The organism is Roseateles sp. P1_C6, assembly GCF_056406315.1.
Genome location: NZ_JBFUAK010000009.1, coordinates 134,829 through 155,466, shown reverse-complemented (window position 1 = coordinate 155,466; position 20,638 = coordinate 134,829). Strand labels below are relative to the sequence as shown.

The window sequence follows — 20,638 nt, the reverse complement described above, 5'->3', positions numbered from 1 at the left end:
GGCCGCCTTTTGCGCTAACCGCCCAGCCAAAGCGCCGTGCGGTAGGTGATGAACGACGCCAGATAGGCCAGGCCGAACAGATAGACCGTCATGATGGCCGGCAGCTTGTAGCTGCCGGTCTCGCGCTTGACGGCGGCCAGCGTCGCCAGGCATTGCGGCGCGAACACGTACCAGGCCAGCAGCGACAGCGCCGTCGCCAGGCTCCAGCTCTGTGCGATCAAAGGCGCCAATGCCTGCGCCGCGTCGTCGCCGGTGGCGGACAGCGCGTAGACCGTGCCCAGCGCGCTGATGGCCACCTCGCGCGCGGCCAGGCCCGGCACCAGCGCGAGACTGATCTGCCAGTTGAAGCCGATGGGCGCGAAGATCTTGGCCAGGCCCGCGCCCAGCCAGCCGGCGACGCTGTACTGGATGGGTGCCCCGGTGGCGCCTTCCGGCGGGCCGGGGAAGCTGGACAGCAGCCACAGCGCGACGGTCAGGATCAGGATGATGCCGCCCACGCGCTTCAGGAAAATCATCGCGCGCTGCCACAGGCCGATGGCGATGGAGCGCGGATGCGGCCAGTGGTAGCTGGGCAGCTCCATCATCAGCGGCCGCACATGGCGGCCCGTGCTGGTGAAGCGCTTCATCAGCCAGGCCACGGCCAGTGCGCCCAGGATGCCGGCGACGTACAGGCCGAACAGCACCAGCCCCTGCAGCTCGAAGCCGCCCACGTCACGGTTGGGCACGAAGGCGCCGATCAACAACGCGTAGACCGGCAGGCGCGCCGAGCAGGTCATCAGCGGCGCGATCATGATGGTGACCAGCCGGTCGCGCGGATTGGCGATGGAGCGCGTGGCCATGATGCCGGGGATGGCGCAGGCAAAGCTGGACAGCAGCGGGATGAAGCTGCGGCCGGACAGGCCCACGCTGCCCATCAGCCGATCCAGCAGCAGCGCGGCGCGCGGCAGATAGCCCGACTCCTCCAGCAGCAGGATGAAGAAGAACAGGATCAGGATCTGCGGCAGGAAAGCCAGCACGCCGCCCGCGCCGGCAATGATGCCGTCGACGATGAGGCTGCGCAGCCAGCCGTCGGGCAGCGCCTGGCTGACCTGCGTGCCGACCCAGGCGATGCTGTCCTCGATCAGCGCCTTGGGCGGCTCGGCCCAGGAGAACACCGCCTGGAACAGCAGGAAGAGCAGCACGGCCAGGATGAGCGAGCCGGCCACCGGGTGCAGCAGCACGCGGTCGACCCGGTCGCTGGGCAGCGTTGGCAACTCGTGGTCCAGGTTCAGCGCGCGCAGCATGCCCTTCACAGTGACGTGATCGTCGACATGCGCGGCCTGCGGGGCGGGGGCGGCCTGCGCGTTGTGCCAGACCTCGGCGTCGTCCAGCACGGCGCGCAGCTCATCCAGGCCTTCGCGGTGGATGGCCACGGTGCGCACGACCGGCAGGCCCAGCTCCTTGCCCAGCGACACCGCGTCGACCTTGAGGCCACGCCGCGCAGCCAGGTCGGCCATGTTCAGCGCGACGACGACCGGCAGGCCCATGCGGCGCACGGCCAGCAGCAGGCGCAGGTTGCGGCGCAGGTTGGTCGCGTCCAGCACGCAGATGACCAGGTCGGGCCGCTTCTCGCCCTTGGCGCGGCCGGTCAGCACATCGCAGGTGACGCGCTCGTCCGGCGAGCGCGGGTGCATGCTGTACGTACCGGGCAGGTCCAGCAGGCGCAGCGTCTTGCCCGCCGCCGTCACGAGGCGGCCTTCCTTGCGCTCGACGGTCACGCCGGCGTAGTTGGCCACCTTCTGGTGGCTGCCTGTCAGGCCGTTGAAGAGGGCCGTCTTGCCGCAGTTCGGGTTGCCGACCAGCGCGACCAGCTTGCCGCCGGGGTGGAAATGGACAACCGACTCAACCATGACGCGGCGTCACGGCGATGCAGTCGGCTTCGGCATGGCGCAGCGCAAACGTCGATTGCCCGATGCGCACGACCAGATTGCCCGTGCGCTGGGCGCCGCGGCGCAGCACCTGCACCGCTTCGCCCGGCAGAAAGCCCAGGTCAGCCAGCCAGGACGCCCATTCCGGCGAATGCTCCGGCGCGCTGACCTGCAGAACGGTCAACGCCTGCCCGGCAGGGGCGGCGGCGAGGCTGGAGAGCAGCGGCTCGGACATGGCAGAGGCTCGGCGCGGCACGCGCTTTGATGAGAATGATTCTCATTGTAAGCGTCCGCAGCCGCCTCTCCCGGCGAAAACTGCAGTGCCCTGACGCCACCAGGGGTCAGCGCGGGTTGAGGCGGTCCAGCAGCAGGTCGCAGGCCTTCAGCGCCTTGTTGAAATCCAGCCGCGCCACCGCGGCCGACAACGCGGCAAAGTCGGGGCCCAGTGCCTCGCCCTGCCCGGCCAACTGCTCGCAGGCCGTCACCGAGCGCATGTTGCGCTCCACCAGCAGCACCCGCAGCCGCCGCAGCGCCTCCAGCGGGTCGACCGCCTCGGTCACCACGGGCTGCACGGGCGCCGCCACGGGCGCCAGCGCGGCAAGGCTGTCGTCCAGCAGCCGCTGCAAGACGGGCACGTCGGCCGCCTGCACGCCCTGCCCGCGCACGGCCTGCTCTTGCGCGCCGGCCAGGGCCGCCAGCGCATTGGCGCCGACCGCGCCGGCCAGGCCACGCAGCGTGTGCAGCACGCGCACCGCGTCGCCGACACTGTTCTGGCGCAAGTGGCGGCGCAGCGCGTCCATCTCGGTCGGCACGTCCTCGCTGAAGGACGTGATCAGTCGGTCATACAAGGCCTGGCGGCCGCCCAGCCGCTGCAGCGCGGCCTCGCGGTCCAGCAGCGGCAGCTGCTGCCCGGCCGCCAGCTCGGGCGCCCACGCGGGCCGGGCTTCGACATGGCCCACGTGGCGGCGCAGGCAGGCCACGAGCTGCGGCAAGTCCACCGGCTTGGCGACGTGGTCGCGCATGCCGGCGGCTAGGCAGGCCTGGCGGTCGGCGTCCATCGCATTGGCCGTCATCGCGATGATGAGGCTGTCGGGGCGGCGCTTGAGGATGCGCTGCGTCGCCTCGAAGCCGTCGATGTCGGGCATCTGCAAGTCCATCAGGATGGCGTCGAAGGCCGGCTCGGTGACCAGGGCCAGGTGGGCCCCCTCCACGCCGCCGCCGGCCAGCGTGACGATGGCGCCCTCGCCCTCCAGCAGCTCCTGCGCGACCTGCTGGTTGAAGCCGTTGTCCTCGACCACCAGCAGGCGCATGCCCGTCAGGCGCGGCTCGCCGCCCTCGGCCCGCCCGCTGCGTGGCTCGCCGCGCGTGGCCTCGGCCACCACGTCCTGCAGCATGGACGCCGTGACCGGCTTGACGAGGTAGCCGCCCAGGCTCTGGATCTCATGCTCGCTGCGCTCGGCCAGCAGCTCGCGGCCATGGGCGGTCACCATGATGATGACGGGCGCGTCGGACTCGTGGCTGTCGCGGATGCGCCGCGACGTCTCCCAGCCGTCGAGCCCCGGCATGCGCCAGTCCATCAGGATCAGCTCGTAATGCGGCTCGCCGCGCTCGGCGGCCAGGTGCACCAGGGCCAAGGCCTGCTCGCCGCTGGAGGCCATGTCGCAGTCCCAGCCCAGGCTTTCGCCCATGCCTTGCAGCACCTCGCGGGCCATCGGGTTGTCGTCGACGATGAGGACCTTGAGGCCGGGTCGGGTGGGCGTCAGGCCGGCACTCTCCGCCGGTGCCTCGGGCAGCGCCAGCTCGAAGTGGAAGCGGCTGCCCTCGCCCACGCGGCTGTCCACGCGCAGTTCGCCGCCCATCAGCGCCACCAGTCGGCGGCTGATGGCCAGGCCCAGGCCGGTGCCACCGTAGCGCCGCGACGTCGACTGCTCGGCCTGGCTGAAGCCGGCAAAGATGTGCTCCAGCTTGGCCGCGGCGATGCCGATGCCGGTGTCCATGACCTCGAAGCGAATGCGCGCCTGGCCCGCGTCCTCGCCCAGCAGCGTCAGCGCCAGCACGACCTCGCCGTGCTCGGTGAACTTCAAGGCATTGCCGGCCAGGTTCAGCAGCACCTGGCGCAGCCGCGTCGCGTCGCCGACCAGCGCCGCGGGCAGGCGCGGGTCGAGCCGGAACAGCACCTCGATGTCCTTGTGGCCCACGTTGGCCGACAGGATGACGGCCAGCTCGCGCATGAAATCGCTGAGCTCGAAACGGTAGGGGTCCAGCTCCATCTTGCCGGCCTCGACCTTGGAGAAGTCCAGCACATCGTTGATGACGGCCAGCAACGCCTGCGCGGCCGTTCGGGCCTTGCTCGCGTAGTCGTGCTGGCGCGGCGTGAGGTCCGTGCGCAGCAGCAGGTTGAGCATGCCCAGCGCGCCACTCATGGGCGTGCGGATCTCGTGGCTCATGTTGGCCAGGAAGTCGCTCTTGGCCTGGCTGGCCGCCTCGGCGGCGACGCGGGCGCGCACCAGCTCGATCTCGGCCCGGTGGCGCTCCGTCACGTCGATCAGCATCTGCACGACGTTGACGAGGCGGCCGCGCCGGTCGCGGATGGCGCTGGCGCTGCCGTCGACAAACAGCTCGCCGCCGCCCGGCAGCGCAAAGCCACGCTCGAAGCGCACATGCGCCAGCCGCCCGGCCGCCAGGCGGCCCAGCTCACCGCCCAGCAGGCGCCCCGGCCGGAAGTCCGGCAGGTCGGCCAGCTTGGCCGAGCGCAGCTCGTCGGCCTCGCGGCACAGCATGGCCGTCAGCGCCTGGTTCACGTCCAGGATGACGCCGTTCGCGTCGCACAGCGCGATGCCCACCTGGGCGCGCTCGAACACGCCGCGAAAGCGCTGCTCGCTGTCGTTGAGCGCGCGGGTGCGCTGCTCCACGCGCGCCTCCAGCAACTGCTTCTCGACGACGAGCTGCTCGGTCATGCGGTTGAAGTTGTGCGCCAGCTCGCGGAACTCGGTGAAGCCACAGACCGGCGCGCGCTCCTGCAGGTTGCCGTCGGCGATGCGTGCCACGGCGCCGCTCAGCAGCTTGACGGGCTCGACGAGGCGCCGCCCCAGCAGCAATGCCAGGCCCAGCGCCATCAGCAGCGCCAGGCCCAGCGCCATCAGCAGGCGGTCGCGCAGCGCACGGGCCGGCGCGAACGCCTCCGCCGCTTCCAGGTTGACCGCGATGCCCCAGTCCAGCGACGGCAGGTGGCTCCAGGAGGCGAGCACCTCGACGCCGGCGTAGTCGCGCGCCAGCCCGCTGCCGCTCTCGCCACGCAGACCGCGCAACGCCGGCGGCACGTAGCCGGCGGCGTCCAGCGGCTGGCCGAGGCTGAGCACGGCAGCCGGTTGTCGCCTGAGCTCGTTGACAAACACCGCGCGATCGCCGTCGCGCTGCACCAGCACCGTCTCGCCACTCAGCGCCAGCCCGGATCGCTCGGTGGCAACACGCAGCAGACGGTTCAGGTCCAGCTGCAACACGATGCTGCCCAGGACGCGGTCGCCATCGACGACGGGGTGCACGTAGAACAGCGTCGGCGGGCCGTTCCCGCGCAGGCGCAGCGCCGGCGTCAGCTGCGGGTCGAGCTGGCCGATCGCGCGGCGATGGGCGGCCAGCACGCCGCTGCCCTCGAACATGCCGCCGTCCAACCGAGCCAGCTCCAGGCTGGAGCCCTCCGGCGCCTTCATCGCGAAGCTGATGCGGCCGTCCGGCTGCACCAGCAGCAGGTTCAGGTACTTGCCGCCGTCGTACAGCCGCTCATAGAACACGCGGCTGGCGTCGGGCACACGCGTGGCGACCGCATCGCCGCGCTGTTCGAGCAGTTCGCGCGAGTTGGTCGACTGCGCGACCAGGCGGGCGTCGACGTCGACCTCGTTGATGTACTCGTCGATCTCATGGACCTTCTTGCGCGCGATCGCGACCAGCCCCTCCGTGACCGTCTCGTGCAGGCTGCGTTCGAAACTCGAGAGCTGCCACAGCCCGACCCCGCCCAGCGGCAGCATCGACAGCAGCGCGAAGCCCAGCAGCAGCGCCGGCCCGACCCGCCAGGCCGGCCGCGTCGATTCCATCCGCGCCGGCCCGCTCATCGCACCGCCTTCGCCCGCTGCATGGCGCCGTCCCAGTGCTCCACCGAGCGGAAGGCCGGCCAGGGCGCCGGCTTGATGTAACGCGGCAGCGCATAGACCTCGTGGAGCGACCCGTCGGGCCTGACCTGGGCGATGCGCAGCTGGCGCCAGACATGCCGCGTCTGTGCGTCCACCGCAACGAAGCCGTGCGGCGCGGGCACGGTCTGCTGCAGCACATTGGCATTGACGACTTCGGTCTGCGGGCTGCCGAGTTCGCGCACGGCGGCGGCCCACAGCTGCACGGCGACATAGACCGACACGGCCGGGTCGCTGGCCTGGGCCGCCTCGCCCTGGGAACGGCGCAGCTTGGCCAGGAAGGCCGCGTTGTCGGCCGCGGCCAGCGACTGCAGATAGCTCCAGGCCGCGAAGTGGCGGTCCAGCCGGCCGCCGCCGAAGGCGCGCATTTCGGGCTCGCTGGCGCCAAAGGACAGCAGCGGCAGATCGGTCAGCCCGGCGGCCACGAGCGCGTCGAAAAAGGCGGCGTTGCTGCTGCCGCCCAGCGTGCTGAGCACGAAGTCGGGCTGCAGCTGGCGGATGTCGGCGACGGCCTCGCCCACCTCGGCCGAGCCCAGCGGCACGTAGCGCTCGCCGATCACGCGGCCACCGCCCAGGGCGATGAAGTCGTGCAACATCTCATGCACGCGGTGCGGATAGGGGCCGTCCGTGCCGACCAGGTAGACGCGCCGGCCAAAGCCGTGCATGGCCCAGTCGGTCGCCGGCAGCACCTGCTGGTTGGGCGTCGCGCCGGTGTAGATGATGTGGGGCGACTGCTCCATGCCCTCGTAGGACATGGGATAGAAGAGCAGATGTTTGTGCCGCTCGACGACCGGCCGCACGGCGTCGCGGCAGGCCGTCGTCCAGCAGCCGAACAGCGCCACCGCGTGCTGGCCGGTGATGAGCTTCTCGGCCGCCGCGGCGGCGATGGCGGGCGTGGCGCGCGTGTCCTCGATCCTCAGCTCGACACGCCGGCCCAGCAGCCCGCCGGCGGCGTTGATCTCCTCGACGGCCAGCCGCGCCGCGGCGGCGAGCGGCGCCTCGCTGGTCACCATCGAGCCGCTCAGCGCCTGCAGCTGGCCGATGACGATGGGCTGGCTGGCGTCCGGCGCAGACGCGCGCTTGAACAGGTAGGCCAGGCCGGCCCCTGCCATCAACAGCATGATCAGGCCGACAAGCAGTGCGAGCCTGACCCGCATCGCGGCCGCGCCTCAGCCCACCACGCGCCGCGCCTCGGGCGAAATCATCGGCAGTGTCAGCCGCACCGTCGTGCCCAGACCGGCCGTGGACTCGACCTGGATCTGCCCGCCCAGCGCGAAGGTGACGAGGTTGCGCACGATGTACAGGCCGGGCTCGCTGCGGTTGGAGCCGAAGCGTGTCGAGAAGAAGGGGTCGAACACGCGGCCCAGCATGCCCGGCGGGATGCCCACGCCATGGTCTTGCACGGTGATGACCAGCTGGTCCACGCCCAGCGGCCGCAAGCGGATGTGGACCTCGCCGCCCGCCTCGCGGTAGGCATGCTTGACGGCGTTCTGGATCAGCGTCGACAGCACCTTGGCCAGCGCGCCGCGAAAGCTCAGCAGGTGCAGGTCATCGCCCGCGTCCAGCTCGCAGCGCACCTGGTGCGCTTCCAGCGCCCCGGCCAGGCCGGCCACGACCTCGTGCACCAGCTCCAGCAGCGAGAAGCTGCGGCGCTGGTCACCGAAGTTGTCGGCCGTGGACTGCAGGAAGGAGTCGACGATGGACAGCGTGCGCTGCAGGTTGGACAACACCAGGCCCACGCTCTCCTCGCTGACGCGCAGATGCTTGTCGAGGTCGCTGCGCTTGATGTTGCCCGTCTGTGACAGGCCACGCAGGTGCGTCAGGTCGTCCTGCAGCGTGCAGGCTGAGATCAGCGCGTTGCCCAGCGGCGACGACAGCTCCTGCGCGATGCCGGCAATGGTGCGGCCGACTGACGCCAGCTTGTCGCGCTGGAAGAGTTCGATCTGCGAGCGCGCGAAGCTCTCCGACGCCAGCTTGAGCGCCAGTTGGGTGCGCACCCGCGCCTTCACGACGACGTCGACGAAGGGCTTGGGGATGTAGTCGACGGCGCCATGGGCGAAGCCGGCGGCCTCGTCGGCGGAGCTGCCCTGCACGGTGACGAAGATGACGGGGACGGCGCGTGTGCGCGGGTCGGCCTTGAGCCGGTCGCAGACCTCGTATCCGCTCATTTCGGGCATCAGCACGTCGAGCAGGATCAGGTCAGGCAGCTGCTGAGCGCAAAAGCTCAGCGCCTCGGTCCCGCTGGTCGCCATCGACACCTCGCATTCATCCACCAGCAACTGGTAGAGCGCATGGATGTTGCTGGGCTGGTCGTCGACAACGAGGATGAGCGGCATGGCGGCCCAGAATAACCGCAGCTTTCGCCCACCAACCAGGGGCATGCCCTGGGCTTTCCCCAGGGCGTAGGTGCGCAATCCGTCGCACATTGGAGGCCAGCTCGACACCCATAATCGGCCGGCATCTCGCGACCGCCCATGCCTCTGCGCACGCTCACGCTCGCCCTTCTCTGGTTTGCCATGGCGGCCCTGCTCGCGCTTCTCGGGCTGCTCTGGCCCCTGCGCGCCGCCGGTGGCGGCATTGCCGCAGCACTGCTGATCGTGCTGCTGCTGCTGCCATTGCCGCCGCTGTGCCTGCTCGCGCTGCACCGTGGTGACGAGGGCGCCCAGGCCCACAAGGCCGCCACCGAGGTCAGGAACCGCTTCCTCGCGCAGATCAGCCACGAGATCCGCACGCCCATGAACGCCATCATGGGCATGACCCAGCTGACGCTGCAGACCGAACTCAGCCGCGAGCAGCGCGACCTGCTGACCAAGGCCGACGCCGCGTCGCGCCTGCTGCTCAATCTCATCAACGACGTGCTCGACGTGGCCAAGATCGAGTCCGCCCAGATGCGCATCGAGAGCCAGCCGCTGCGGCTGGAGGACGTCGTCACCCAGGCCGTCGAGCAGGTGCGGCCGGTGCACCACAACCCGGCCGTGGCGCTGATCTGCGACTGGGCGGACGGCAGCCTGCTGGGCGCGCTGGGCCAGCTGCGCGGCGATGCGCTGCGCCTGCAGCAGGTGCTGGCCAACCTGCTGTCCAACGCGATCAAGTTCACGCCCTCAGGTCGCGTGCTGCTGCGCCTGGCGGGCCGGCCGGCGGACGAGCCGGGCCGTGTGGCACTGGCCATCACGGTGCAGGACAGCGGCGTCGGCATGAGCGCCGAGCAGCTCGCCGGCCTGTTCGGCGACTTCCCGCAGGGCGACGCCTCGTTCGCCCAGCGTCACGGCGGCACGGGCCTGGGCCTGACCATCGCGCGCCGCCTCGTCGAGCTGATGGGTGGCCGCCTGGACGCGCAGAGCCAGCCCGGCCATGGCAGCAGCTTCGAGATCAGTCTGACGCTGCCGCTGGACACCGACGCCACGCCGCCCGCGCTGCTGAGGCCGCGCCGGCTGCTGCTCGCCAAGGCCCGTGCCGACAGCCGCGAGGCGACACAGGCGCTGTTGCGCAACCTCGGCCTGGGCGCGGGCCTGGCCACCAGCGCCGACGTGCCCGGCACGCTGGTGGCGCTCGACGACGCGCGCCATGCGGGGCATGCGTTCGACTGGCTGCTGCTCGACTGGCATCTGCCCGGCCCCGGCCCGACCGGCGCCGAACTGCTCGCCAAGCTGCGCCGCGACCACCCCGCCCTGCGCGTGGCGGTGCTGAGCCCGCCCGGGCTGGATGACGACCGGGCGCAGGCGCGCGCCTTCGGTGCCCGGGCGCTGTGCCCCAAGCCCTTGCTGCCCGGCGAACTGCGCCGCCTGCTCGACGACCCACCGGACGAGCGGCCCGCCGCCGACGTCCAGTCGCTCGCCGGCCTGCGCGTGCTGCTGGTCGAGGACCATCCCATCAACCAGGAGATCGCGCTGCGCCTGCTGGGCAGCCGCGGCGCCCAGGTCGATGTGGCGGGCAACGGCCAGGAAGGGCTGGACAAGCTGCAGGCCCGCGGCCCCGGCGCCTACGACCTCGTGCTGATGGACCTGCAGATGCCGGTGCTCGACGGTCTCAGCGCGACGCGGCGGTTGCGCCAGCTGCCCGGCTTCGAGGCCTTGCCGGTGCTGGCGATGACCGCACACGCGCTGGCCGAGGAGCGCGCCGAGTGCCTGGCCGCCGGCATGCAAGGCCACATCGCCAAGCCGCTGGACGTGGCCAGGCTCGTGCGTGAGCTGCAGCGCTACCGCCCGCCGCCCCCGCCGGCGCCCGCGGCGGTGCTGGACCTGGGCGTCGGCCTGCGCCAGTTCGACGGCCAGGCCGGCCTGTACCACCGCACGCTGCGGGGCTTCGCCGAGCAGTACGCCGTCGGCATCGCCGGCTGGTCGGATTGGCTGGCGCGTGGCGACTGGATAGAGCTGCGCCGCGCCGCGCACACCTTGCAAGGCCTGGCCGCCACGCTGGGCGCGCAGCCGCTGCACCGCGCCGCGCTGGCGCTGGAACGCAGCGCCAGCGCGGCGGATGCCGGCGCAGCGGGCAGCCAGCTGAGCCACGTCGACACGGCGCTCGCCGTGCTGCTGGGCGAAATCCACCAGACGCTGGGTCAGGCGCGTGCCGAAGGCCCTGCCGCACATGCGCCCCCTGGCGACGTCGACGAGCTGCGCCGGCTGTTGAGCCAGAGTGACAGCCGCGCGCTCGACTGGTGGCAGGCCCATGGCGCGCACAGCGGCCTGGACGCCGAAACCACGCACCGCGTCGAACAAGCCCTCGCCGCGCTGGACTTCGACGCCGCCGCCGCCGCGCTGAAGGCCCTCAAGGACAGCGCCTGATGCCGCGCTCGCCGACCCTGGTCATGCTCGGGCCGGTTGGCACGCGCTGGCTGTTCGCCCTCATCGTCACGTCGGCGCTGCTGGTCTGGGCCAGTGAGACGGCGCTCGGTGTCATCGACCCCAATGACCGCGTCGCCTACCCCTGCATCGTCGCCGCCTTCTCGGTGCTGAGCCTGCTCGTCTGGCGCCGCCCGCACCGGCTGCGCCACTGGCAGCGCTGGGGCGTCACGCTGCTGGCGCTGTACTTCAGCCTGGGCATGCTGGCCTTCACGCTGCGGCCCGACCCTGGCCCCAGCCTGTACACGCTGGGCAGCTTCGCGCCATGGACGCTGGGTGGCTGCCTGCTGCTGTTCACGACCTGGCGGGCCACCCAGGCGCTGCAGATCTCGCTGGGCCTGCTGGCGGTGATGCTGGCGCCGCCCACGCTGCTGCGCTTCGCCGGCCAGCCGCCGGGCTGGCTGGTCGGGGCTTGGCCGCTGCTGGCCAACCTGGCGCTGTGCCAGACCATGTTCTGCGTCGCGCTGTGGGCCCTGTCGCGCCAGCTCGCGCGCCTGATCCAGCTGGCGCCGACCGCCGCAGGCCCCGTCACGGCGGGCGACCTGGTCAACGCTCGCCTGGCCGAGCTGGAGCGCTCGCGCGCCGCGGCCGAGGCGGCGTCGCGCGCCAAGTCCGACTTCCTCGCCAACATCGGCCACGAGATCCGCACGCCGATGAACACCGTGCTGGGCCACACCCGCCTGCTGCTGGCCGGCCGTCTGCTGGCTGAACAGCGTGGCCAGCTGCACGAGGTGGCGCGCGCCGGCGAGGCGCTGGTCAAGCTCATCGACGGCCTGCTCGACTATGCCGACCTCGACGCCGGCCGCCTGCAGCTGGCCCGTGAACCGCTGCGCCTGGAGCAGCTGCTCGGCAGCGCCTTCGACGCGGTGCGGCCGGTGGCCCAGGCCAAGCAGCTCGAGCTGCTGTGCGACATCGCCGCGCCCGAGCTGCTGGGCAGTGCCGGCGCACGCCGTGGCGACGCGCCGCGGCTGACCCAGCTGCTCACCGAACTGCTGATCAACGCCGTCAAGTTCACGCCCGCGGGGCAGGTGCGCCTCACGGCCTCGCTGGACGGTGATGGCGCCTGGCGGCTGCGCGTGCGCGACAGCGGCCTGGGGCTGTCCGCCGAGCAGCTGGCGCGGCTGTTCACGCCGTTCACGCAGGCCGAGGCCGGCGCGACACGGCGCTTCGGCGGCACGGGCCTGGGCCTGGCCATCTGCCGCGCACTCGCCCAGCGCATGGGCGGCACGCTGACCGCCCGCAGCACGCCGGGGCGCGGCAGCGAGTTCGAGCTGGTGCTGCCGCTGCCCGGCTGCGCCGAGCTGCCATTGCTGCCGGCATCGCCCGCCCGCAGCATCGCCGTCGTGCAGGCCCCGCACAGTGCCGGCCACGAGGCGCTGCTGGCCTTGCTGAACGCGCTGGCGCCGACGGCCCGCATCGACGTATGGGGCCACGGCGGCCAGGCGCTGACCCAGCTGGCCGGCCGCTCCCACGACCTGCTGCTCGTCGACTGGGTGCTGCCCGACATGGAAGGCGGCGAGCTGCTCGCCCAGCTGAGCGCGGCCGGCCCACTGCCGGCGTCGCGCAGCGTGCTGCTGAGCGCCTTCGACACGCCGGTGCTGCGCGAACGCGCGCTGCGCCAGGGCGCCCAGGCCTTGTGCGCCAAACCGCTGCTGCCGCACATGCTGCGCCGCCTGCTGGACACCCGCCGGCCGCTGCCCAGCGAGGTGCTGCCGGCCGAACCGGCCGAGCCCAGCGCGCCTGCCACCGACCTGGCCACGCTGATCAGCGAACTCGACACCTTGCTCGGCGAAGCCGACAGCCATGCGCTGACGCTGTGGGAGCAGCACGAGTCCGCCTTCATCGACATGCTGCCGGCGCGGCGGGCCAAGGCGCTCGCCGGCGCCATGCAACGCTTCGACTTCGACGAGGCCCAGGCCGCGCTGCGCGGCGAGACCGAGGACAAGCCATGACGCCGCCCGAGCCCGCTGTCACCTCGCAACCCACCGTGCTGGTCGTCGACGACACCCCCGCCAACCTGACGCTGCTGGCCCAGGTGCTCAAGCCCGACTACCGCGTGCAGCTGGCCGTCAACGGCGCCAAGGCGCTGGAGATCTGCCGCCGCCAGCCGCCGGACCTCATCGTGCTGGACGTGATGATGCCGGTGCTGGACGGCTACGAAGTCTGCCGCCGACTGAAGGCCGACCCGGCCACGCGCCGCGTGCCGGTCATCTTCCTGACGGCGCTGGCCCGCCCCGAGGACGAGAGCGCCGGCTTCGAGGTCGGCGGCGCGGACTTCATCCACAAGCCCTTCAACCCGGCCACCGTGCGGGCACGCGTGCGCACCCACCTGCAGCTCAAGCTCGCCGAAGACCTGCTGCTGCGCCACAACGCCCAGCTCAGCGGCGAGCTGGACGCGCGCCGCCGCGAGGTGGAGCGGCTGCGCGACACGACGCTCTTCGTCATGGTGGGCCTGGCCGAATTCCGCGACGCCGACACCGGCAACCACATCCAGCGCACGCAGGAGTACGTGCGCACGCTGGCGCGCTGGGTCGCGGCGCAGCCCGACGGCCCGGCGGAGCTGACGGAAGGCCTCATCGACGAACTTGCGAAGGCCGCGCCGCTGCACGACATCGGCAAGGTCGCCATCCCCGACGGCATCCTGCTCAAGCCGGGCAAGCTGTCGGCCGACGAGTGGCACATCATGAAGACCCATGCCGAGCATGGCGCGGACCTGCTGCAGCGCGCCATCGACCGCCTGGGCGACGACGCCGGCCCGATGCTGACCTTCGGCAAGCAGATCGCCCGCCACCACCACGAGAAATGGGACGGCAGCGGCTACCCCGACGGCCTGGTGGGCCCCGACATCCCGCTGTCCGCGCGGCTGATGGCCGTCGCCGACGTCTATGACGCCCTCATCAGCGCCCGCCCCTACAAGCAGGCAATGACACACGACGAGGCGCTGGCCTTCATCCGCGACGGCAGCGGCAGCCACTTCGACCCGCACATCGTCGACGCTCTGGACGCCTGCCTGGACGAGGTGCGCTCCATCGCCTCGCGCTGGGCGGACTGAGGCGGCCGCGATAATCCGCCGTCTCTATGCAGTCCGGCCCCATCCTCAACATCTCCTGCTACCTGTTCGTCTCGCTGCCCGACACGGCGGCGCTGCGCGACCGTCTGCACGCCCGGGCCGACGCGCTAGGGCTGAAAGGCACCGTGCTGATCGCCGAGGAAGGCATCAACCTCTTCCTGGCCGGTGCCGCCGATGCCGTGCGCACCTGGGTGGACGAGCTGCGCGCCGACAGCCGCTTCGCGACGCTGGTGCCCAAGGAGAGCTGGAGCGAGACCCAGCCCTTCCAGCGGCTCAAGGTCAAGGTCAAGCCGGAGATCATCCGCATGAACCACCCGACCATCCGCCCGGACCTGGCGCCGCGCGCGCCTGCGCTGGCGCCCGCCACGCTGGCGCGCTGGCTGGACCAGGGCCATGACGACACCGGCCGCGCGGTCGTCATGCTGGACACGCGCAACGGCTTCGAGGTCGACCACGGCGCCTTTGACGGCGCCATCGACTGGCGGCTGCACAAGTTCAGCGACTTCCCCGCAGCGCTGGCCGCGCATCGCGACGAGCTGGCCGGCAAGACGGTCGTGAGCTACTGCACCGGTGGCATCCGCTGCGAGAAGGCCGCCATGGTGCTGGCCGAGCAAGGCCTGACGGCCTGGCAGCTGGACGGCGGCATCCTGAAGTATTTCGAGGACACCGGCGGCCAGCACTACCACGGCAGCTGCTTCGTGTTCGACGAGCGCGAAGCGCTGGCGCCCGACCTGAGCCCCGCCCCGTGAGCAGCCGATGGGGTGATTGGGCGCTGAAGGCCCTCGGCATCCTGCTGATGCTGGCGGCGCTGGGCTTTGCGGTCAGCAAGGCACCGGACCGCTCGCTGGAAAGCCTGGTGCCGCGCTGGGCGCCGCCGCCGTCGGACTTCATCGAGGTCGACGGCCAGATAGTGCACTACCGCGACCAGGGCCCCAGTGGCGACCCGCTGCCGCTGGTCCTCATTCACGGCACCAGCGCCAGCCTGCACACCTGGGAGGGCTGGGTGGCCGGGTTGAGCACCGCGCGGCGCGTCATCAGCTTCGACCTGCCCGGCTTCGGCCTGACGGGCCCCAACGCCGAAGGCGACTACACGGACGCGCGCTACGTCGCCTTCGTGCGCGGCCTGCTGGCACGGCTGGGCGTGGAGCGAGCCATCGTCGTCGGCAACTCGCTGGGCGGCGAGATCGCCTGGCAGCTCGCGCTGGCCGACCCGGCCCGCGTCGCCGGCCTGGTGCTGGTGGATGCAGCCGGTCACAAATTCGAACCCGAGTCGCTGCCGCTGGGGTTTCGCATCGCCCGCATCCCGGTGCTGCGCGAACCCATGCGCTGGGTGCTGCCGCGCCGTGCCATCGAGGACAGCGTGCTGGACGTGTACGGCGACCCGAGCCGCGTCACCGCCGCGCTGGTGGACCGTTACTACGAACTGGCGTTGCGCGAAGGCAACCGCGTCGCGCTGATGCGACGCATGGACCAGCTCGCGCCCGGGCCGGTCGAGCGCCTGCCCGAGATCAAGGTGCCCACGCTCATCCTGTGGGGCGGCCGCGACCGGCTGATCCCGCTGCGCTGGGGCGAAGCCTTCAACCAGGCCATCCCGGGCAGCCGCCTGGTGGTTTTCCCGAAGCTGGGCCATGTGCCTCAGGAGGAGGACCCGGCTGCTACCCTTGCGGCCTTGCGCGACTGGCTACCCAACGTCGCCCGCTGAATACCGTCCCACCCATGAGGTCCGACATGAAGAAAACCGTCCTGTTTGCCGTGGCGCTGGCCACCGCATCGCTCGCCCATGCCCAGGCGCCCGAATGGAAGAAGCTGCGCATCGGCGTCGAAGGCGCCTACCCGCCCTTCTCCGAGATCGGCCCGGACGGCAAGTTGAAGGGCTTCGAGATCGAGCTGGTGCAGGCCTACTGCGCGGAGATGAAGGCCCAGTGCACGCTGGTGCAGCAAGACTTCGACGGCCTCATCCCTGCGCTGCAGTCGCGCAAGGTGGACGCCATCTTCGCCAGCGTCTCCATCACCGAGGAGCGCCAGAAGGTCGTCGCCTTCTCCAAGCCCTACTACAACACGCCGGCCCGCCTCATCGCCAAGACCGGCGTGAAGCTGGAGGCCACGGCCGCCGGCCTGAAGGGCAAGAAGATCGGCGTGCAGCGCGGCACGACCCACGAGACCTATGCCGCCGCCACCTTCAAGCAAAGCGAGATCGTGCGCTACGGCAGCCAGGACCAGGTCTTCCTGGACCTGAAGAGCGGCCGCATCGACGCCACGCTGATGGACTCGCCCGCTGGCGACTTCGGCTTCCTGAAGAAGCCCGAGGGCAAGGACTTCGCGTTCGCCGGCGGTCCGATCATGGACGACAAGGTGTTCGGCGTCGGCACCGGCGTGGGCATGCGCAAGGCCGACGAGGCCACGCTGGGCAAGAAATTCAACGCCGCCATCGACGCGGTGCAGGCCAACGGCACGTTCAAGAAACTCGCCGACAAGTACTTCGACTACGACATCGCGCCGCGCACCAAGTGATGCGACGACGCTCCGCTCTGGTGGCGACGCTTGCCCTGGCCGGCACGGCCGGGGCCCAGACGCCGCCCCAGCGCCTGCGCATCGGTTTCGCGGTCGGCTACGCGCCCTTCAGTGAAGTCGGTACCGATGGCCAGCTGAAGGGCTTCGAGATCGACCTTGCCAAGGCGCTGTGTGCGCGGCTGAGCATGCAATGCGTGCCCACGATCCTGGACTTCGACGGCCTGATCCCGGCGCTGCAGTCGCGCAAGATCGACGCCATCATGGCCTCCATGTCGATCACGACCGAGCGCGAGCACGTCATCGCGTTCTCGACGCCGTACTACTACTCGCCGGCACGCATGGTGGCCGCCAGCGACGCCAAGCTGACCGTGAGCCCCGCGGGCATGCGCGGCAAACGCATCGGCGTGGAGCGTGGCACCGTGCATGAGCGCTTCTTGAACGAGGTGTTCAAGGGCAGCCAGATCGCCCGTTACGGCACGCAGGACCAAGTCTTCCTGGACTTGAAGTCGGGCCGCCTGGACGCAATGCTGGCCGATGCCGTCGTCGCACAGTCCGGCTTCCTGAACAAGAACGAAGGCCGCGGCTTTGGCTTCGTCGGGCCCGATTTCCGCGAGGTCCAGTACTTCGGCAAGGGCATAGGCGTGGGCATGCGCAAGGCCGACGCCGACCTGCTGCGGCAGGTCGATGCGGCGCTGGCCGAACTGCGCAGCACCGGCGCGCTCAAGACCCTGAACGATCGCTACTTCAGCTTCGACCTCGTCAGCCCACCGCGCTGAACCCCATGTTGTTGCACGGATTCCTTCCCAGCCTCCTCGAAGGCGCCGCCGTCACGCTGGCGGTGGCCCTGTCCTCACTCACCGTCGCAGCCCTGCTCGGCTTGGCCGGCGCACTTGCCAAGCTGTCGCGCTCGCGGGCCGCGCGGACCGTGGCCGGCACCTACACGACGCTGATCCGCGGCGTGCCCGACCTCGTGCTGATGCTGCTGGTCTTCTACGGCGGCCAGCTGGGCGTCAATGCGCTGGCGCCCATGCTGGGGCATGACGACTACATCGACGTCGACCCCTTCTTTGCCGGCGTGCTGACCATCGGCTTCATCTTCGGCGCCTACCTGACCGAGGCCTTCCGCGGCGCCTTCCTGGCCGTGCCCCCGGGCCAGCGCGAGGCCGGCCTGGCCTTCGGCATGAGCCCGCTGCAGGTGCTGTGGCGCATCACGCTGCCGCAGATGCTGCGCCACGCGCTGCCGGGCTTGTCCAACAACTGGCTGGTGCTGATCAAGAGCACGGCCATCGTGTCCGTCATCGGCCTGTCCGACCTGATGACGCGCGGCAAGCAGGCCGCGGGCACCACGCGCGAGCCCTTCACGTTTTTTCTCGCCGTGGCGCTGATCTACCTGGTGTTCACCAGCGCCTCCGAGCTGTTCTTCGCCTGGGCGCAGCGGCGCCTGGCCATTGGCACGAAGGCGGGCCGGCTATGAACTTCGACGCCGTCGCCGAGAACTTCCCGCTGTACCTCACCGGTCTGGTGACGTCGCTGCAGCTGCTGCTGCTGTCCCTGGCCGGCGGGCTGCTGCTGGCCGTGCCATTGGCGGTCGTGCGCACGGTGTTCCTGGGCTGGCCGTCGCGGCTGGTCTGGCTTTACACCTACGTGTTCCGTGGCACGCCCATGCTGGTGCAGCTCTTCCTCATCTACTACGGCGCCGCGCAGTTCGATGTCGTGCGCGAGAGCTGGGCCTGGCCCTGGCTGTCGTCGGCCACCTTCTGCGCCTGGTTGACGTTCACCTTGAACACGGCGGCCTACACGACCGAGATCATTGCCGGCAGCATCCGCGCGCTGCCGGCCGGTGAGATCGAGGCGGCCAAGGCGCTGGGCATGAGCCGCGGCCTGATGCTGCGCCGTGTCGTGCTGCCCGCCGCGCTGCGCCGCGCGCTGCCGGCCTACGGCAACGAGGCCATCTTCATGCTGCACGGCACGTCGCTGGCCAGCACGGTGACGCTGCTGGACGTGACCGGCGCGGCCCAGCAGGTCTACGCCAAGTACTACCTGCCTTTCGAGGCCTTCATCACCGCCGGCGCCTTCTACTTCGTGCTGACACTGTGCCTGGTCGGCCTGTTCCGCTGGGCCGAGAACCGCTGGCTGAAGCCCATGATGTCCCGCTGAAATGAAGCCCCCACGTTCCTTCCAGTCACTGCCCCCCGAGGGGACGCTTCAGCGCCTTCGGGCGGCCGGGCGCCGCTGACCATGCAAGTCATCCATCACCCCCTGCTCTCCCCCGCCCCCGGCACCCAGCGCGAGCTGGTCTCGCTGCACTACGGCCAGACCGGTGGTCAGAAGGCCTATGTGCAGGCCTCGCTGCACGCCGACGAGCTGCCCGGCATGCTGGTCGCCCACCATCTGCGCCGGCTGCTGAACGAGCTGGACGCCGCCGGCCAGATCACGGGCGAGATCGTCCTCGTGCCCATGGCCAACCCCATTGGCCTGAGCCAGTTCGTCATGCACGGCCACCAGGGCCGTTTCGAGCTGACCACGGGCGAGAACTTCAATCGCCACTACCCGGACCAAATCGCCAACGTGGCCGAGGCCGTCGCGTCCGACCTGGGGCCGGACGCCGTCGCCAACGTCGCCACGCTGCGCCGCGCGTTGAGGTCGGCCGTGCTGTCGTCGCCGGTCGAGACCGAGCTGCAGTCGCAGCGCCGCACGCTGCTGGGCCTGTCCTGCGACGCCGACATCGTGCTGGACCTGCACTGCGACGCGCAGGCGCTGATGCACCTCTACACCGAGACGCCCTGCTGGCCCGACTGCGAGCCGCTGGCGCGCTTCCTGCGCTCGCGCGTGACGCTGCTGGCCCAGGACTCGGGCGACAACCCATTCGACGAGGCCTGCTCGCAGGTCTGGTGGAAATGGGACCGGCATTTCGGCGGCAAGTTCCCCATCCCGCAGGCCTGCCTGTCCGTCACCGTGGAGTTGCGTGGCGCCGTCGACGTGACGCACGAGCTGGCCGCAGCGGATGCGCAGAACATCGTCGACTTCCTGCGCTGGCGCGGCCTCATCGCCGGCAACAAGCCCACGCTGCCGGACGCCATCGGCGACGCCCGCCCGCTGGCCGGCAGCATGCCGATCAAGTCACCCACGGCCGGCGTGCTGACCTTCCTGAAGGAGGTGGGCGCCGAGGTGCAGGCCGGCGACGTGCTGGCCCAGGTCATCGACCCTGTCACGGCCGAGGTCACGGAGCTGAAGAGCCCTGTCGCCGGCCTGTTCTTCGCGCGCGACTTCGTGCGCTTCGCGAGCGCCGGCATGCGCATCGCCAAGGTGGCCGGCCGCGACGCACTGCGCACCGGCAAGCTCCTCGGAGCATGACGAGATGAGTGACATCCAGCTTCAAGCCACCAACATCCACAAACGCTTTGGCGAGCGCGAGGTGCTCAAAGGCATCTCGTTCTCCGCCAAGTCCGGCGACGTCGTCACGCTGATCGGCTCCAGCGGCTCGGGCAAGAGCACGCTGCTGCGCTGCCTCAACCTGCTGGAGCAGCCGCACGAGGGCGAGCTGAGCCTGTGCGGCGAGGCGCTGAAGCTGGTGCGCGACCGCGACGGCAGCCTGAAGGCGGCCGACGCCAAGCAGCTGCAGCTGTGGCGCGCCAAGCTGGCCATGGTGTTCCAGAACTTCAACCTCTGGGCCCACATGACCGTGCTGGAGAACGTCATCGAGGCGCCCATCCACGTGCTGGGCAAGCCCAAGGCCGAGGCCATCGACCGCGCGCAGGCGCTGCTCGCGCGCGTGGGCGTGTCGCACCGCGCGGGCGTCTACCCGGCGCAGCTATCGGGCGGCGAGCAGCAGCGCGTCGCCATCGCCCGTGCGCTGGCCGTGGACCCCGAGGTCATGCTGTTCGACGAGCCCACGTCGGCGCTGGACCCTGAACTGGTGGGCGAAGTGCTCAAGGTCATGCGCGACCTGGCGGCGGAAGGCCGCACGATGATCGTCGTGACGCACGAGATGGGTTTTGCGCGCGAGGTCTCCAACCACTGCCTGTTCCTGCACCAGGGCAAGGTCGAGGAAGAAGGCGATCCCAAGGAGATGCTGCTGAGGCCGCAGTGCGAGCGGCTGCAGCAGTTCCTCAGCGGCGGGTTGAAGTAGGC

General features: G+C 70.8%; 16 protein-coding genes. 11 read left to right on the top strand and 5 right to left on the bottom strand.

Annotation, left to right across the window (positions count from 1 at the left end; genetic code table 11):
• Positions 1-14: 14 nt before the first annotated feature.
• From feoB to AC1D29_RS20345, 5 genes are all read right to left on the bottom strand, one after another.
• Positions 15-1,889: a ferrous iron transporter B gene (gene feoB / locus AC1D29_RS20365; RefSeq protein ID WP_477900796.1), complete on the bottom strand. Its 1,875-nt coding sequence runs from the start codon at positions 1,887-1,889 to the stop codon at positions 15-17.
• A complete protein-coding gene (locus AC1D29_RS20360) occupies positions 1,882-2,142 on the bottom strand; it encodes a FeoA family protein (protein ID WP_477900794.1) in 261 nt (86 codons plus the stop codon). The genes feoB and AC1D29_RS20360 overlap by 8 nt, the downstream gene beginning before the upstream one ends.
• A 106-nt stretch (positions 2,143-2,248) precedes the next feature.
• The gene (locus AC1D29_RS20355; RefSeq protein ID WP_477900792.1) at positions 2,249-6,013 is read right to left on the bottom strand and encodes a response regulator; all 3,765 of its coding nucleotides are present in this window, start codon (positions 6,011-6,013) and stop codon (positions 2,249-2,251) included.
• Positions 6,010-7,245, bottom strand: a complete 1,236-nt coding sequence (locus tag AC1D29_RS20350; RefSeq protein ID WP_477900790.1) for a transporter substrate-binding protein — start codon at positions 7,243-7,245, stop codon at positions 6,010-6,012. The genes AC1D29_RS20355 and AC1D29_RS20350 overlap by 4 nt, the downstream gene beginning before the upstream one ends.
• 12 nt (positions 7,246-7,257) lie before the next feature.
• Positions 7,258-8,424: a response regulator gene (locus AC1D29_RS20345; protein WP_477900788.1), complete on the bottom strand. Its 1,167-nt coding sequence runs from the start codon at positions 8,422-8,424 to the stop codon at positions 7,258-7,260.
• A gap of 180 nt (positions 8,425-8,604) precedes the next feature.
• On the opposite strand from AC1D29_RS20345, the gene AC1D29_RS20340 reads away from it, so the two are divergent.
• The 11 genes from AC1D29_RS20340 to AC1D29_RS20290 all read left to right on the top strand — a co-directional run bounded on the left by AC1D29_RS20340 (position 8,605) and on the right by AC1D29_RS20290 (position 20,636).
• Entirely contained in the window at positions 8,605-10,869 is a 2,265-nt protein-coding gene (locus AC1D29_RS20340; protein WP_477900786.1) for a hybrid sensor histidine kinase/response regulator, read from the top strand.
• Positions 10,869-12,878, top strand: coding sequence for an ATP-binding protein (locus tag AC1D29_RS20335; protein WP_477900784.1), 2,010 nt, complete (start codon positions 10,869-10,871; stop codon positions 12,876-12,878). The genes AC1D29_RS20340 and AC1D29_RS20335 overlap by 1 nt, the downstream gene beginning before the upstream one ends.
• The gene (locus AC1D29_RS20330) at positions 12,875-13,978 is read left to right on the top strand and encodes an HD domain-containing phosphohydrolase (RefSeq protein WP_477900782.1); all 1,104 of its coding nucleotides are present in this window, start codon (positions 12,875-12,877) and stop codon (positions 13,976-13,978) included. The genes AC1D29_RS20335 and AC1D29_RS20330 overlap by 4 nt, the downstream gene beginning before the upstream one ends.
• A gap of 26 nt (positions 13,979-14,004) precedes the next feature.
• Complete coding sequence (locus AC1D29_RS20325) at positions 14,005-14,745, top strand: sulfurtransferase (RefSeq protein ID WP_477900780.1); 741 nt, start codon at positions 14,005-14,007, stop codon at positions 14,743-14,745.
• Complete coding sequence (locus AC1D29_RS20320; protein WP_477900778.1) at positions 14,742-15,698, top strand: alpha/beta fold hydrolase; 957 nt, start codon at positions 14,742-14,744, stop codon at positions 15,696-15,698. Before AC1D29_RS20325 ends, AC1D29_RS20320 begins: the two co-directional genes overlap by 4 nt.
• Before the next feature lie 26 nt (positions 15,699-15,724).
• Entirely contained in the window at positions 15,725-16,507 is a 783-nt protein-coding gene (locus tag AC1D29_RS20315; RefSeq protein WP_477900776.1) for an ABC transporter substrate-binding protein, read from the top strand.
• 20 nt (positions 16,508-16,527) lie between these two features.
• Positions 16,528-17,283, top strand: coding sequence for a transporter substrate-binding domain-containing protein (locus tag AC1D29_RS20310; protein WP_477900774.1), 756 nt, complete (start codon positions 16,528-16,530; stop codon positions 17,281-17,283).
• 5 nt (positions 17,284-17,288) lie between these two features.
• Positions 17,289-17,981 (top strand): ABC transporter permease, encoded by a 693-nt coding sequence (locus AC1D29_RS20305; RefSeq protein WP_477900772.1) that lies wholly within the window; start codon positions 17,289-17,291, stop codon positions 17,979-17,981.
• Positions 17,978-18,664, top strand: a complete 687-nt coding sequence (locus tag AC1D29_RS20300; RefSeq protein ID WP_477900770.1) for an ABC transporter permease — start codon at positions 17,978-17,980, stop codon at positions 18,662-18,664. The genes AC1D29_RS20305 and AC1D29_RS20300 overlap by 4 nt, the downstream gene beginning before the upstream one ends.
• An 81-nt stretch (positions 18,665-18,745) precedes the next feature.
• Positions 18,746-19,861 carry a succinylglutamate desuccinylase/aspartoacylase family protein gene (locus AC1D29_RS20295; protein ID WP_477900768.1) on the top strand — a complete coding sequence of 372 codons (1,116 nt, stop codon included), beginning with the start codon at positions 18,746-18,748 and terminating at the stop codon, positions 19,859-19,861.
• A 4-nt stretch (positions 19,862-19,865) separates the two neighbouring features.
• Positions 19,866-20,636 (top strand): ABC transporter ATP-binding protein, encoded by a 771-nt coding sequence (locus tag AC1D29_RS20290; RefSeq protein WP_477900766.1) that lies wholly within the window; start codon positions 19,866-19,868, stop codon positions 20,634-20,636.
• Positions 20,637-20,638: the final 2 nt, after the last annotated feature.

Bases quoted from the DNA above. Each gene is read 5' to 3' on its own strand.
- feoB (WP_477900796.1), bottom strand. From the start codon at position 1,889: ATGGTTGAGTCGGTTGTCCATTTCCACCCCGGCGGCAAGCTGGTCGCG.
- AC1D29_RS20360 (WP_477900794.1), bottom strand. From the start codon at position 2,142: ATGTCCGAGCCGCTGCTCTCCAGCCTCGCCGCCGCCCCTGCCGGGCAG.
- AC1D29_RS20355 (WP_477900792.1), bottom strand. From the start codon at position 6,013: ATGAGCGGGCCGGCGCGGATGGAATCGACGCGGCCGGCCTGGCGGGTC.
- AC1D29_RS20350 (WP_477900790.1), bottom strand. From the start codon at position 7,245: ATGCGGGTCAGGCTCGCACTGCTTGTCGGCCTGATCATGCTGTTGATG.
- AC1D29_RS20345 (WP_477900788.1), bottom strand. From the start codon at position 8,424: ATGCCGCTCATCCTCGTTGTCGACGACCAGCCCAGCAACATCCATGCG.
- AC1D29_RS20340 (WP_477900786.1), top strand. From the start codon at position 8,605: ATGGCGGCCCTGCTCGCGCTTCTCGGGCTGCTCTGGCCCCTGCGCGCC.
- AC1D29_RS20335 (WP_477900784.1), top strand. From the start codon at position 10,869: ATGCCGCGCTCGCCGACCCTGGTCATGCTCGGGCCGGTTGGCACGCGC.
- AC1D29_RS20330 (WP_477900782.1), top strand. From the start codon at position 12,875: ATGACGCCGCCCGAGCCCGCTGTCACCTCGCAACCCACCGTGCTGGTC.
- AC1D29_RS20325 (WP_477900780.1), top strand. From the start codon at position 14,005: ATGCAGTCCGGCCCCATCCTCAACATCTCCTGCTACCTGTTCGTCTCG.
- AC1D29_RS20315 (WP_477900776.1), top strand. From the start codon at position 15,725: ATGAAGAAAACCGTCCTGTTTGCCGTGGCGCTGGCCACCGCATCGCTC.
- AC1D29_RS20305 (WP_477900772.1), top strand. From the start codon at position 17,289: ATGTTGTTGCACGGATTCCTTCCCAGCCTCCTCGAAGGCGCCGCCGTC.
- AC1D29_RS20300 (WP_477900770.1), top strand. From the start codon at position 17,978: ATGAACTTCGACGCCGTCGCCGAGAACTTCCCGCTGTACCTCACCGGT.
- AC1D29_RS20295 (WP_477900768.1), top strand. From the start codon at position 18,746: ATGCAAGTCATCCATCACCCCCTGCTCTCCCCCGCCCCCGGCACCCAG.
- AC1D29_RS20290 (WP_477900766.1), top strand. From the start codon at position 19,866: ATGAGTGACATCCAGCTTCAAGCCACCAACATCCACAAACGCTTTGGC.